The 13,586-nt window shown below is 33.9% G+C and carries 10 protein-coding genes and 1 pseudogene; 4 read left to right on the top strand and 7 right to left on the bottom strand.

Going from position 1 to position 13,586, the window contains the following annotated elements; translation table 11 throughout:
• Positions 1-36: 36 nt before the first annotated feature.
• Together KCG49_RS16525 and KCG49_RS02500 are read right to left on the bottom strand one after the other, a co-directional pair.
• Positions 37-387 (bottom strand): annotated as a pseudogene (locus tag KCG49_RS16525) (IS1 family transposase); the annotation flags it as partial.
• Between the two features lie 109 nt (positions 388-496).
• Positions 497-1,561, bottom strand: coding sequence for a DUF3667 domain-containing protein (locus KCG49_RS02500; RefSeq protein ID WP_218544610.1), 1,065 nt, complete (start codon positions 1,559-1,561; stop codon positions 497-499).
• 234 nt (positions 1,562-1,795) lie between these two features.
• Between KCG49_RS02500 and KCG49_RS02495 the strand changes: the two genes are divergently transcribed.
• Positions 1,796-2,470, top strand: coding sequence for a hypothetical protein (locus KCG49_RS02495; protein WP_218544609.1), 675 nt, complete (start codon positions 1,796-1,798; stop codon positions 2,468-2,470).
• 155 nt (positions 2,471-2,625) lie between these two features.
• The gene (locus tag KCG49_RS02490) at positions 2,626-3,900 is read left to right on the top strand and encodes a hypothetical protein (RefSeq protein WP_218544608.1); all 1,275 of its coding nucleotides are present in this window, start codon (positions 2,626-2,628) and stop codon (positions 3,898-3,900) included.
• Positions 3,901-4,089: 189 nt separating this feature from the next.
• Here KCG49_RS02490 and KCG49_RS02485 read toward each other — a convergent pair whose 3' ends face one another.
• The 4 genes from KCG49_RS02485 to KCG49_RS02470 all read right to left on the bottom strand — a co-directional run bounded on the left by KCG49_RS02485 (position 4,090) and on the right by KCG49_RS02470 (position 9,834).
• The gene (locus tag KCG49_RS02485; protein WP_218544607.1) at positions 4,090-5,550 is read right to left on the bottom strand and encodes a lipopolysaccharide biosynthesis protein; all 1,461 of its coding nucleotides are present in this window, start codon (positions 5,548-5,550) and stop codon (positions 4,090-4,092) included.
• Between the two features lie 88 nt (positions 5,551-5,638).
• Positions 5,639-6,931, bottom strand: coding sequence for a glycosyltransferase (locus KCG49_RS02480; protein WP_218544606.1), 1,293 nt, complete (start codon positions 6,929-6,931; stop codon positions 5,639-5,641).
• Positions 6,932-7,033: 102 nt separating this feature from the next.
• Positions 7,034-9,466: a YfhO family protein gene (locus KCG49_RS02475; protein ID WP_218544605.1), complete on the bottom strand. Its 2,433-nt coding sequence runs from the start codon at positions 9,464-9,466 to the stop codon at positions 7,034-7,036.
• A 74-nt stretch (positions 9,467-9,540) separates the two neighbouring features.
• Complete coding sequence (locus KCG49_RS02470) at positions 9,541-9,834, bottom strand: DUF4834 family protein (RefSeq protein WP_218544604.1); 294 nt, start codon at positions 9,832-9,834, stop codon at positions 9,541-9,543.
• Between the two features lie 106 nt (positions 9,835-9,940).
• On the opposite strand from KCG49_RS02470, the gene KCG49_RS02465 reads away from it, so the two are divergent.
• Positions 9,941-10,933, top strand: a complete 993-nt coding sequence (locus KCG49_RS02465) for a transporter (RefSeq protein WP_218544603.1) — start codon at positions 9,941-9,943, stop codon at positions 10,931-10,933.
• An 8-nt stretch (positions 10,934-10,941) separates the two neighbouring features.
• Positions 10,942-12,060 carry a GNAT family N-acetyltransferase gene (locus tag KCG49_RS02460; RefSeq protein ID WP_218544602.1) on the top strand — a complete coding sequence of 373 codons (1,119 nt, stop codon included), beginning with the start codon at positions 10,942-10,944 and terminating at the stop codon, positions 12,058-12,060.
• A 73-nt stretch (positions 12,061-12,133) separates the two neighbouring features.
• Here the strand turns inward: KCG49_RS02460 and capB are convergent, their stop codons facing one another.
• Entirely contained in the window at positions 12,134-13,393 is a 1,260-nt protein-coding gene (gene capB, locus KCG49_RS02455; RefSeq protein WP_218544601.1) for a cysteate-C-fatty acyltransferase, read from the bottom strand.
• Positions 13,394-13,586 lie beyond the last annotated feature (193 nt).

Genomic DNA, 13,586 nt, shown 5'->3' with positions numbered 1-13,586 from the left:
AAAAACAAGTCTTTTTAACTCAGTTCTTTTAAGTAATCATCCCCAATAATAGATTCTTAGATAAGCTTCGAGATACTTTTCTTTTTTTGAATAATAAATCGTTTTCCTAAATAATCTTTTAATATGAGTCCTAAGAGCCAGGTTCTTTCGTTCTATTCTGTTTGTAAAGTATTGAAATACTTTATGAATATGCCTTGGAATTAAATTTCTAGAAAGCGGTAATCTGTCAGTATAATTTTTTTGTGGTTTTAGTAATAGAAGTTTACCTATGATTAGTTTAATGTTTTCTATAGAATTACTTCCTACACAAAAACCAATGACAGCTCTCGTCTTTTGTTCTATAGAATAAGTCAACCAATTTTGAAATTTCCCATTGGCTATCTTTACAAATTTTTCATCTACTTAATACTTAAAACCCAAATCGATAAATCTTGGGATTCCATTTGTTGATTTGTAAGACTTTACAACTTAATTTTTGATATTTTTGTTAATTATGTTACCCATTAAAAATACCAAAAAACACCAATCCTACTGTAGTTATTAGTACCAAAATTGAGAATATAAAAGTAATTACTCCGCTTTTAATTAAAGTTGTAAACCAATGACGCTCATAGAATTTAAGCAATGCCATATAAAAGTAAAAGAAGGTTGAAAGTATAATGAGTGTACTAATCCATCCTGGTATTGGCAATATTAATAAATCAAATACCATTAAAATTGTAAACAGTGTAAAAAGAAAAGAAAAGAGATAAAATGTAAATACCAAATGGTAAGCATAACGTCCCCTCCTAAAATAAAACAGTTTTAGCAATAATGCAAAAAGCGGCAGAAGTATAAACATGGTTATTGGCACAGCATCAAATGCACGTCGAAACATATTACCAGCACCAGAGCCTTTGGCTATATTTAGAAAACCTTTATAAATGCCTCGTTCAAAATAATTAGCATTATCAGACATTCCCATTTCTTTGTATATAATATCGTCGTTTGCACCAGCGCCAATTAAAGAATCAACCTTGGCTTTATCAAAATCCCAAGTAAAGCTGGTATTATTTGTTTCCGATTGAATGATCGAATCTGCTTTCTTTAATTCGTCGGTATTTAAACCCAATTTCGACCTATTTTCTTTTAGATTTTCTAATAGATCTGCTTTTTTTATTGAATCTAACTTAACTTTAGATTGCTTCTTTTCATTAACCTCCACTGGAGCATTGGCGATTTTTTTATTAATTTCCTCTATATCTTTCTGCCATTTATCAATAGTGAATGAGGATACGAAAAAGAATACCACAGAAATAAACAAGTACATCTGCGCAGGGTGCAAATAAAGCAGTCGCTTACCTTCCAAAAATTTCTTCGCTAAATAACCAGGTTTAAACATTAACGGAACGAAACTCTTTAAAAAGCGTGCGTCAAACGAAAAGTAATTACTGATTGTATTATAGAAAAGTACACCCAATGTAAGTTCATCATTGATTTTTTGCCCACAATAAGGACAAAACTGAAATCCTTTATCGTAAGGTTGCTCACAATTTTGACAAGTGTCTTGGTTGGTTTTCATCTGCGATGATTGGTCTTGGATTAAAAATAATAAAATTAATGTTAATATGCCCTATTAATCAGAAGTGAGAATTCTAGAGTTATTGCAATTCAATATTCAAATCACAACTCAAGTATCTGGTTTTAAAAACATTACAATTCTTGGCACGTTAATTGGTTTTCAAAAAAATATATAGCGTAAACCCAAAAGTCCTAAATACGTTAGCGACTGGGTAAATCTAAAAACCTATAAATTATGAAAAAGCAAGTACTTTTTTTGGTGATGGTGTTATTAGGAATAACATCGGCCACAGCGACAACAGCAGGAGATGCTGTTTTTAATGGGGAAGATTTTAATAATGCACGCTATCGTTTTACCGAACCCATAGTGTTCATTGAGCGTGGTGTAGAATTTTTAATTTTTCCGGATGGAAGCTTCGATTTTAATACCGAAATTCTGCCTACAATACCAGATAATGATGATTACTATTACAAACGTAATAGGCGTCAAACGAATCGTACATATGGTGCTCCCGGAACACGTTACCATCGTGGAGACAGAGGTGTTTTGGTAAGACACGACAGATGGGGTCGTGTAAGACGTATCGGCAACGTATTTATTAACTATGACAGACAAGGTCGAATTAAACGTGCTGGTTCTGTATACATGGGCTACAGAAGAGGTCAACTAAAGCAAGTTGGTGGCTTAAGAATTCTTTATAATAGATATGGTAATGTTATTGGCACTCGAGGGCATGTTAACTTTAGTAATCAAGGTTGTGGTTTCTGTGGAACCACAAGCTGTACCATAGATCATTTTAATGACCATTCCTTTAATGATGATTGGGATGAAAGTTGGAGCAATGATAACAGTTATTACTATTACCGAAAAAACGGTAAAGTAAAAAAACAGAAGAAACATAAGCACTAATATCTCAATGTGAAATTGAGATCCAAAAATCCCGAAAGCTTTCCCCAATGCTTCGGGGTTTTTATTTTTTTAAAAATACTGATAATCAAATAGTTGTATTTTTTGGCACGCTGTTTGTGTATTACTTAACGAGTTTAATTTTAAAACCCTTAACTATGAAACGGATACTATATTTTTTTGCAGCCATAGTTGCTTTTAGCACTACTGCATTTGCAGCCAACACCACAACATCAGAAGCCGATGCTTCAATCAATAACTATGTGAGAGGTTATAGTAATTCTTTCATATTTAATGAAGGTGGTATTGAATTCTCGGTATATAGAGATGGTCAATTCGATTTTTATATTCCAGATTATGGACCTGATGTAAGCGTAGGTATTGATACACCCGGTTTTACCCTAAGTTTTAATTCTGGTTATAACTATAACCCATATGTGCAGTATGATAGTTTTGGAGCTATTATTCAAATTGAAAATACACCAATCTTTTACGATTTTTATGGTAGAGTCAATCAAATTGGTGACATATTCATCACATATAACAGATTCAATAGAATCAATAGAATTGGTGGACTAAATGTATATTACAGAAACAATGCGTTTTGGAGATATGACGGGTTTATCAATGTGTACAACAGAGCATATATATTCAGACCATGGCATAGATTTTACATAGTACCACCTGTTAACTATTGTGTTGTTAATGTAAATCCGTATAGACAATTTTATACGCCTGTGAGACATATTTACTATAGACCTTACAGAAATAACGTAAGATATTTTAACGTCAATAATACGAGACGTGGTAATACCAGAGTCGCTACGAGGAGAAATAGAAGTAATGTGTACGTGCAAGCTCCAAGAAATAATAGAGAGCGTACTATACAGAGAAATGTTACACGTAGAAATACCGAAATAACACGTACCAGAAGTACACGTTTAGCACAGAACAGTACAGCGACGCGTTCTACTAGAAGCACAAGAAGTCCTGAAACCAGTGCAGCTCGGTCTACAACGAGACAATCTGATAGAGCGACAACGACACGTACTAATACTAGAGCAACGCGATCTAGTGAAAGTACTAGAGCGGCAAGCAGAACAGTGTCAACACGTTCTAACAGAAATGTGTCAACACCATCAAGAACTTCTGTAGGTTCAAATTCAGCAAGGTCAACAAGAAATGTAAATAAAAATGTGACCAAAGCACGAAGTTCGGTGTCTAATAAAGTAGAGCGAACAAAAAGTACTTCGGTTAGAAAACCAAAAGCGACTAAATCTCGTACATATAATAAAGCTAGCTCGCAAAATAATAGACAACGAAGTACAGTTCAGAATAAAAGAAAATCATCTTCTGTATCGAACAGATCTAATACAAGTAGAAAGAGCAATCAGCGTTCTACGAGATCTAATACAAGACGATCTAGAGGATAAAAAAGTAAAATAATTTTTTTGGTTGGTTAGTAGAAATCCCGCATGATGTATGCCTCAGAGCACCTTGCGGGATTTCTCGTTACAATACCTATTTTCGTGGGAATCTTTTTTGTCATTTAGAGCATAGTGAAAAGTCTACAGTTACAGTTAGATAAAATTTCCCGCTAGGTTGAAGGATAAAAACACGAATCACTTTAACCGTAAATACTTTTTTATCTGATTTGAAACATCTTCAGAAACCTTGAGCTTATAAACAGACGTAAAATACAAGACTCCTACCATTAAAGATTTTAAAACAATATTCATAATAGGATGAAACGGAAATTCCCAAAAATACATTAGACCTGTGAGCAGAATTAAAAGTAAGACAACCTTTAAGGACGACCTGGAAAAGGGCAACATATTAAATTTCTGTTTTACAAAAACCACCTTAATAGTGTTGTAAATTGCAACAGCCAAAAATGTAGCAAAAGCAGAGCCTTCTATACCATAGATGGGAATAAAAATATAGTTGAGAACAATAGCTAAAAAGGCCAGTAATACCCCAAAAAATAGTACCATTCTATAATAATCACTATTAAATAAAATGGCATTATTGTTTCCAATACTATTATCGTAAAGCTTAGCCAAACTCACAATAAGAACTACAAAAAGCCCACCTCTAAATTCCTGCGGAAGAACTTCATACAATTGGTTGATGTTTAAAACAATCAGCAAAAAAATGAATCCACTTATTATTAATAGGCTCATGGAACTTCGCTTGTAAAGATCTTCTAAAGCTATCTTGTTTTTATCATTTAAATATTTTGCGGTCAATGGCATCATAATTTGATGCATGGCACGTTGTGGAACCGCAATGACCGTAGCAATAAAAATAGCCACACTATAGTAAGCCACTTGCCCTATATCCTCTATCATTAAACCAATCATAAATTTATCGATGTCTAGAATCAACATGGCTACGGAGCCCGCAATAATCATAAGTAAAGCGTATTTTAAAATCGCTGGAAGGTCTTTAATTTTTTGAAATCTTATCTTCGGAAATCTAACTGAGTATGCATAAAGCTTCATTATTAGCATGCGCAGTACGTAAACGGCAACAAGTGCCAAAATAAATTGATCCACAGTCAACCAATCTAAATACACCAGAAATAGCAATATCATGATACATGCACGATGAAATATCTCTTTCATTACATTACCAAAGACCGTTTGTAACTGTACTTTAGACCACGCAAAAAAGATTTCAAAATAGGCCATGGCTATTGCTAAAACAAAGATGTGCAAAATGTGATCTCCAACTATTTTGTTTTCATTGGAAAGTAAATTACCAATGCCTTCATAAAAAATATAACCTATTAAGGCTGTTGGAATTATGAATGCTAAAGGTAAGAATAGCATTAAGGTAAAAAAGCTATTGATACTTGCCTTAGATTTAAATGACGAATAGAATTTAATTACGGCATTATGCACACCAAACGCCATAAACGGCATCATAATATTTGCTGCGGATAGCAAAAATGCCACTAAGCCGTAATATTCATCGGTTAAAAAATTAGTATATAAAAAAAGTGTATTTATGGCACCAATACCAAAACCTAAGTATGTACTTATTGTATTTTTAAAGGTTTGTTTTAATACGATGCTCATTGCTTAAACTATAGTAAATCTAACTTGGAAGCTTTAAAAAAATTCAAATTACAACTATAAACTCTTATATTAAAAAATGAATGACAAATCATAAACTATTAATACGCTTACTCAATTTCTCAGTAAGTGCTTTTCTACTGTAAGGTTGCAAGCCTATAGCCATGACGCTTAAATTATTGTTTTGATATGCCTCAAAATATTTTAAGACCTGAGTCTTTAATTGCCCTTTATCGTTATAATTAAAGTAAGTGCCAGTATGGGTTGATTTAATGATGTGTTCTACATCAGAATTCTCTGGGCCAATTGCTAATATTGGGGTTTCAGAAATTAAATATTCAAACACCTTTCCTGGAATAATTGCTTTGGTATCTTCCGAATCAATTTCAATAAGCAGTAGCAGTTGAGATTGCATTTGGAATTTAATCGCTTCATCATGACTTACATAACCTACAATATTCAGATGGTCTTTTAACCCATTTTGATAAATTGATTCCATAACATCATCGCTAACTAATCCAACTAAATTAAGCTGAAACGTTTTTGAAAATACTTCATTTTCAGTAATTAGTTCTGAAAGTACTTTCCAGAACACCTTTGGGTTACGCTCAGATAACAAAGAACCTATGTGCGATAAAGTAAATTTTTTGTCCTTCCCTTCTACTCTAACTGAATGTGGATCGTAACCATTGGTAATTACAGAAATAGGTTGCTTGGTTTTATTTTGAAATTCATTTTTGGTATGGTTGCTCGTTACAATGATTTCATCAGCCAAATTTAAAACCTGTAACTCAAGTGCTTTATGCTTTTGTTGAGAAGATTGGCTCAGTTTTAAATCTTTATGATAGCCAATTGTTGTCCAAGGATCTCTAAAATCAGATATCCAATTAATATTCAGTTGCGTTTTTAATTGAAGTCCAATCAGATGCAAACTATGCGGTGGACCTGTAGTTATAATTGTTTTTATGTGATGCTTTTGAATATACTCTGATAAGTATGTTACCGAAGGTTTTACCCAGTTTTTACGAGCATCTGGAATAAAAAAATTACCCCGAACATAAAGCATTAATTTTTCTATTAATGATTGCTTTTTTGCTTTTGGTATCACTCCTGAGCTTATTGTTTTTGCACTTTTCTTAGAAAACAAGCTCGCTAAAGCATAAGGCTCTTTTATGGGTTGCTTAAGAACGGTAATGTCACTTGGTACTTCATTTATTAGACTCTCATCGATAATTGGGTAATTGGGGTTTTCTGGACAATATACAATAGGCTCTATACCAAAATCAGGTAAGTATTTTACAAATTTTAACCAACGCTGTACACCTGGCCCGCCTGCTGGTGGCCAATAATAGCATATTATAAGTATTTTCTTTTTTTTGTCCATTTTGGCTTTCCCCGCTTTCCTACTATCGCTCAAGACATACTTCAGCAGGAATATATTTTAACAAAATTAATGATATGGATTCCTCTTATGCAGGAATGACAATCAATCGCTTTTCCTTTTAAAAGTATAGAATATACCCAACAGCAACAAAACCCCAAATATAACAGAGCTCGCTAAAGCAATTTTACTTCCTGTAGCTACGACTTTAGGTTCAAATTTAAACTCTATAGTGTGATTTCCTTTTGGGATTTCCATACCTCGTAATACATAATTAACACGCTGGTGCGGTACTAAATCACCATTTAGGTAAGCATTCCATCCTTGGTCATAATAAATTTCTGAAAACACGGCAAATCCATCGTTTGTATTAGTGGATTCATACTTTAAATAATTTGGCTTAAACTCTGTAAGCTGAATGGAAGCTGTAGAATCAACTTGGTATTTGATAATATCGGGTTTGCTGCTAAAGTCAGACACTGTAGTTACTGCTTTCGTTTTTGTATCTAAGCTGTCCAAAGCCTTAATTTCAGAATTTGCATCGCGTAATTGTTTCAATTCGCCAATAAACCAAGCATTGCCATTAGCATCAGGATTGTCATACGGAAATACACGACCTTGATCTTCTGCAATGATATATTTGGTATTGAGCATGTTAAGAACATTCATATTATTATTATAAATATGAAACTCCATGAGTTCGTTGTAGCGGCCCAATTTTGCCGCATGATAACCAAATAGCGAATTATGGAAATAAGCAGCGCGTCCAGGCCGTTGTTGGCCTTCTGAAGACATATCCAAAACTCTAAAATGTCCTTTATCCTTTAAGATTTGCTTATCCGCAGCATTAGGCTGGTAAGGTTTATCGACACGTAACGCCGATTCAAAATTATCGCTGTTAACGTATTGCCTATTTACACTTACCAAATCAAACAAAATTAAAATAGCAAAAACTACTACAACCAAGGTTTCAGATAATTTCTTTTTTAAGAAAAGAAATACAGTTCCTGCAGAAAGTAATACTAAAATCAATGTTCTAATGGTATCTGCTGTAAACAAAGCTTTTCTATCTTCTATAACAGCATTAATAAACGGTTGCCCATAAGCTCCTATGTAATCGTCATCACGCAAACCTTCAAAATCGAATAAAATCGATTTAAACAAAAGGAATACCAATGCTAAACCAGCAGTAATACCAACCGTATACTTTAAAGCTTTAAGCTTTTCCTCATCTTTTTGAAAGTCGTTAAATAAACGTACCAAAGCAAAAATTCCCAATATTGGAATACACAATTCCAAAATCACCTGTATGGATGTCACAGCTCTAAACTTATTATAGAGTGGTACATAATCAATAAAGAAATTGGTTAAGAAATCGAGATTTTTACCATAAGACAATAACAGTGATAAAATCGTTCCTCCTACCAGCCACCATTTCAACCTTCCTTTAACTAAAAACAATCCTAAGACAAAAAGAAATATAATCACAGCTCCGACATAGGCCGGTGCTTCTACTATGGGCTGGTCTCCCCAATACATTGGTGCATTTTTAGAAGCTTCTAGCGCTTCAATTGGAGAAGCACCAAGGTTAATATAGGCTTTGTAAGTTTCAGAATCCTTACCAACATCTTCAGTATTTCCACCTCCCATAAATTTTGGAATATAGAGGTTAAAGGTTTCTGCAAAACCATAACTGTATTCGGTGATATAATCTTTGCTCAGACCATTTGTGGGCTCTTTGGACGAACCATCTGTACTAATAGTTAATTCACTTTTTCCTCGTGTGCTTTCCTTTGCATACTCTTGGGTCGCCATAATATTTGTGGCATTTAAGCCAACGGCCAAAATTGCAGCAATGGAAAGTAGACCTACAGATTTAAAAAAGTGTGGCAATAGCTTTTTACGATAAGCATCAATAAAATATGCAATACCAAGCACTATGACCAACAAGAGCAAGTAATACGTCATCTGAAAGTGATTGGCAACAATTTCTAGACCTAACGCAACGACCGTTAACAAAAAACCTAGAATATACTTTTTTCTGAATGTGAGGATAATCCCCGCTAAAACCATAGGCATATAAGCAATAGCGTGTGCTTTTGAGTTATGCCCTACTCCAAGAATAATAATTAAATAGGTCGAAAAGCCAAAGGCTAATGCACCAAGAGCTGCGAGTTTAAAATCGACCTTGAGCGCCAGCAGCAAAATATAAAAGCCTAAAAAATACAGGAATAAATAATCCGCTGGCCTTGGAAGAAAACGTAAGCTTAAATCTAATTTCTTAATATAGTTATGCGGATATTTGGCACCTAATTGGTAAGTTGGCATACCTCCAAATGCACTGTTGGTCCAATAGGTTTCTTCACCCGTTTTTTCGGCAAACTCTTTTTGTTGCTGAGCCATGCCAATATAATGCATAATATCACTTTGAAAAATCTTTTTGCCTTGTAAAACTGGACTAAAATATGTTAATGACAATACCACAAATCCAATTAAAATAAGGACGTGTGGCAAAAAACGTTTGAAAGAAAAAGCCATGAAAATCTGCTTAATAATTGATTCTGAAAAGTAGTTATTTTTTTGGTAAGATAAAGATTCGTCTAGCAACAATCTCAATTAAGCTCTTCGTAGTCTATGTATTCACCAACTTTTTCGTTGGATTTTCTGTTTTGATTGGGTATTTTATCTATTACAGTCTCGCCTTCTTTTCTTTGCTGTTGTTGCCTTTGACCGTTTTGATTTTGAAATCCTCCAAATCGTTGACCAAATTTCTCTTCGGCCTTCTTTGCTACAAAACGCATCAGTAAAGGAGCAAAAAGTCTGGCTAAAATTTTTAATCCAAACCAAACCAGCAAAATAATTAATATCGTTCTTAATAATCCCATTGCCGAAGCTTCTTGTATCATTATAAATTAAGTAATATTCAAAAATACAATTATAGTTATTTATAATGCGTTATTTATACTTAAAAAAAGTATAAAATATATATATTTGACTTTAAACCATAAACAAATGCGCATACTAAAACCATTTTTTGTTTTCCTACTTTTAATTAACTATTCTACAATCCATGCTCAATATACAGAAGTCATCAATTCTAATCGCCCTGGTGTGTCAGAAAGTGCCTTCTCCGTTGGGACTAATGTGGTACAGTTTGAAGCTGGTGCCTATACTGTAAATGAAGAACATACTCCTTTAAACTACGAAATTTCTGGATTTGGTTTAGATTTTTCGGTTCGTTATGGTTTGCTATTTGAGCAGTTAGAACTGTCTCTAGATGGTGTTTATCAAAATGATGAGGTAACTAACAATAGAGCCGTGATACCCCAGAAAAACTCCCGATCTAATTTCAGAAACTTTACCATTGGAGCTAAATATTTGGTTTATGATCCGTATAAAAATGCAGAAGAAGCCAAACCAAACCTATATAGTTACCATGCCAACAGGAAATTTCAGTGGAAATCCTTAATCCCAGCAGTTGCCGTATATGCTGGTGCAAATTTCGACACCAAAGACAATCCATTTATTCCTTACAATGCTGTTAGTGCTTTTAGTAACGATGGTGGCTTTAGCCCAAAAGTAATGGTTGCCACTCAAAACAATTTTAACGGTGGCTGGGTGTTTGTAATGAATTTAATAAAAGATAGAATCGGTACCGATTTTTCAGAGTTTCAATACATTTTTACTTTAACCCATTCCTTTACTCCACAATGGGTAGTTTTTGGCGAGGCTCAAGGTATTGATGGTGATTTTTATGCCGATAATATTTTTAGGTTTGGTGGTGCTTATCTATGGACTAGAGATTTTCAACTCGATGCCAACATAGCTTTTAATACCAAAGACACACCTTCGGTTTTTAATATTGCTTTCGGAGCGTCTTACCGTTTAGATTTTCATAAAGACAAGAAAATTGATAATGGAAACGGCAATGATGGGAATTTTAAAAAGAAAAGAAAAAAGAAGAAGAAAAAAGAGACTGATGATTTTGATTCTGATGGCATATAGACTACTGCATGATTACAATTAAAGAAGCCATATCCAAAAAAGAATTAAAGACGTTTGTAAAGTTTCCATTTTCACTTTACAAAGATTCGGAATACTGGGTCCCGCCTATTATTAAACAAGAACTTGAAACTTTTAATAAGGATAAAAATCCGATTTTTAAAGATGCAGATGCGCGTTTTTTTCTAGCCTATAGAGGTAATGAAATTGTAGGTCGTGTTGCAGCCATTGTTAATTGGCTAGAAGTTAATAAGCAACAAATCAAGAAAATGCGTTTTGGTTGGTTTGATTTTATTGATGATTTTGAAGTCAGCAAGGCTTTATTGGAAATTGTAGAAAATATTGGCAAAGAGCACCAATTGGAATATGCTGAAGGTCCAGTTGGGTTTTCAAACTTGGATAAAGTAGGTGTAATGACAGAAGGCTTTGATAGTATTGCGCCAATGATTACGTGGTACAATCATCCCTATTATGTCAATCATTATGTTGAACATGGCTATGAGATAGAAAAGCAATATTCTGAAAGTAAATTTCCTTTTGAAAATGTAAAGCCAGAATTCTTCAAAAAAGCGCAAGAGCTAATAAAGCGTCGTTATAAGCTAAAAGCCTTAAAATTTACTAAAACTGAAGAGGTAATGCCTTATGCAGATCGTATGTTCGACCTATTTAATAAGAGCTACGCTTCACTTTCGTCTTTTGTTGAAATTACAGATATACAAAAGGAATACTTTAAAAATAAATTTATCAGCTTTGTTAATCCTGAATATATCAAATTTGTTATAGATGAAAATGATAGACTAATTGGATTTGCTATTGTAATGCCAAGGTTTGCTGAAGCTTTGCAAAAGGCCAAAGGTAAATTATTTCCATTTGGATTTAGACATATTCTTAAAGCTAAAAAGAGCAGTAAGGATGTAATTTTCTATTTAATAGGGATACATCCCGATTATCAAAATAAAGGCGTACATGCTGTTATTTTCAACGAAATGTATGAGACTTTTACAAAAAAAGGTATTAAAACATGTTATAGAACTCCAGAATTAGAGGATAACGAAGCTATTCATAAAATTTGGAAGCATTTTGATCCTGTTGTATATAAACGACGAAAAACCTTTCGGAAGGATTTATAAATAAAAAGGGTTTGCAGATTCTGCAAACCCTTTTTATTTATGTCGTCAATCAATCTTAGATAATTGTATTGAATTATTCTCCCATAGCTGCAATTAATGCTGCAGACATTCTTTTGTAAGTTCCATTAACTAAACGCTCTCTAATGGCATCAAAAGCATCTAAAGTTTCTTTAACATCCTCTAAAGTATGTGTTGCGGTAGGAATCATCCTTAACAAAATTAATCCTTTAGGTATAACGGGATAAACTACTATAGAACAGAATATTCCGTGATTTTCACGTAAGTCTTTTACAAGTGCCATTGCTTCAGGAATACTTCCTTTTAAATATACTGGTGTAACACAACTTTGTGTCGTACCAATATCAAAACCACGTTCTTTTAATCCAGATTGAAGTGCGTTAACTATCGTCCAAAGATTCTTTTTAAGCTCTGGCATAGTACGTAACATATCCAAACGTTTTAATGCTCCTACCACTAATTGCATTTGCAATGATTTAGCAAACATTTGAGAACGTAAGTTGTATTTTAGATAATCAATAATCTCCTTATCACCTGCGATAAATGCACCTGTACTTGCCAAAGATTTGGCAAATGTTGCAAAATACACATCGATGTCGTCTTGCACGCCTTGCTCTTCACCAGCTCCAGCTCCTGTTGCACCCAGTGTACCAAAACCATGAGCATCATCGACAAAAAGTCTAAAATTGAATTTTTTCTTTAGGGCTACAATCTCTTTTAAACGCCCTTGTTCTCCTCGCATACCAAACACACCCTCAGAAATAACTAAAATTCCTCCTCCGGTTTGTTCTGCCATTTTTGTAGCACGTTCAAGGTTTTTCTCTAAGCTTTCTACATCATTATGCTTATAGGTGAAACGCTTACCCATGTGCAAACGAACACCGTCAATGATACACGCATGCGCATCAACATCATAAACAATAATATCATCTTTACCCACCAATGCATCAACTGTAGATACCATACCTTGGTAACCAAAATTTAACAAATAGGCGGCTTCTTTATTAACAAACTCAGCTAACTCGTTTTGCAATTGCTCATGCAGTTCTGTATGGCCAGACATCATTCTCGCTCCCATAGGGTAAGCAGAGCCATACTGTGCAGCGGCTTCAGCATCTACTTTTCTAACTTCTGGGTGATTGGCCAATCCTAAATAATCATTGATACTCCAAGTAATAACTTCTTTGCCTTGAAACTTCATCCTATTGGAAATCTCACCTTCAAGCTTTGGAAATACAAAATAACCTTCGGCTTGTGCAGCCCATTTTCCTAACGGTCCTTTATCTCTATAAATCTTTTCAAATAAATCCTTCATAAATTGCGTTTGCCATTAATCGCTGCCATTATACTCATAAAGCATAAATTACACGTTAATCTTCGTTAATTTAGTTTTGTTAGTATCTGCAAAATTAATTAATAATATGATGACAGCATAATATTATTTAATCTAAGTATCCACTATGTTTTGAACATAAAAAAGCCTACCATATCTCTATAGTAGGCCAATG

The sequence above is a fragment of the Winogradskyella luteola genome (assembly GCF_019203985.1).
GTDB classification, from domain to species: domain Bacteria; phylum Bacteroidota; class Bacteroidia; order Flavobacteriales; family Flavobacteriaceae; genus Winogradskyella; species Winogradskyella luteola.
The sequence above is the reverse complement of the archived record's forward strand: the minus strand, read 5'-3'. Positions and strand labels throughout refer to the sequence as shown.